We start from the raw sequence: 794 nt of genomic DNA on the forward strand, positions 1-794 counted from the left end.
TTACGGCTCGATGATGTTGAAGGGGGTGGCTCCGGTGATCGGGAACTGGTTCATATTCTCCATCATCAGCGTCAGCAGCTCTGCGCTGCCCTCGACCTTGACGGCCTTTGCAACCGTTTCCTGATTGTTGGTCAGGATCGCAAACAGCGCATTCTTCGGGCAGGTAATAGACACGTCCGCATCATCAGACAATGTATCCGCATAGACCAGCAGCACACCATTCTTCACGCGGAGCATGTGCTGTTCGCCCACGTCAGGCAGGATCACGTTCATGGTGAAGTCGCGGTCAGCCAGCGCCTGCTTGTCCATGACAATGGCCATATAGTCAAACAGCATGGGCGCGGAGAGGGCCTTGACCATGTCGCCGGTAGATTTGGTGGAAGCGGTGAGATTGGCGTTTCCATGGCGCAGCTCCTGCGCGGCGGTAAGATATTCGTTGCGCCACGGACCGGACTCCGCCTGATACCCCAGCTGCTCCAGTGCATCGGCGCACAGAAGCCGCGCGTCGGTGTTCGTCGGGTCGGCAAAGACGATGGTGTTTGTGACCTCGGCGACCCACTGATATTCACCCTTGTCAAAATCCGCCTTTGCCATTTGCAGGACATTGTCAACATCCCCCAGGTACTCCACCCATTTTTTTGCGCTGTCGCTTGGCATGAGGGGGTTCAGGTTGACAGGGTTGCTGTCATACCAGCCCATGAACTTCTGGTAGACCGCCTTGGCGTTGTGGGCGACCGTCCCGTAGTACTGGCGGGTGTACCAGATTTTATTGAGCGCCTCCGGCAGCTCGATCA

1 protein-coding gene is annotated in these 794 nt (G+C 57.1%); it reads right to left on the reverse strand.

The annotated features are described in order from the left end of the window. Positions 1 to 794 (reverse strand): alkyl sulfatase dimerization domain-containing protein (locus ACZO3G_RS14635; protein ID WP_486847372.1); only part of this gene is annotated, 794 nt, incomplete at its 5' end.

The organism is Anaerotruncus sp., from assembly GCF_057433415.1.